Source organism: Erysipelatoclostridium sp. DFI.2.3, from assembly GCF_019132535.1.
GTDB lineage: Bacteria > Bacillota_I > Bacilli_A > Erysipelotrichales > Erysipelotrichaceae > Clostridium_AQ > Clostridium_AQ innocuum.
In genome coordinates this window covers 1-255 of the sequence record NZ_JAHOOJ010000067.1, presented here as the reverse complement: position 1 = coordinate 255, position 255 = coordinate 1, and the positions used below count along the sequence as shown (strand labels likewise).

Below are 255 nucleotides of genomic sequence, written 5' to 3'. Positions count from 1 at the left end.
GAGACTCAACGAGTTCGCTACGGTATTCCTCATAGGCGATCGTAGGTTTATAGAGGTATTTATCAAAGCGGCAGCTTTTCAGTTTCTCACAGCCATTACAAGCTCCCGGAGTACGATCTCTGCGTTTGCAGCGGAACTTAGAATAATCAGGGCAGTTGACAGTACAATTCTTTCTCTTAAACTTACAGTGAGCATAGTTCTCACATTCTAGAGAAAGTGTAGATTTATGAGAGAGATAACGGTGAGCACGGATTT

General features: G+C 42.7%; 1 protein-coding gene. It reads left to right on the top strand.

The features are described from left to right. A partial coding sequence (locus KSZ58_RS23560; RefSeq protein WP_217752963.1) for a hypothetical protein occupies nucleotides 1-211 on the top strand: 211 nt, incomplete at its 5' end. Nucleotides 212-255: the final 44 nt, after the last annotated feature.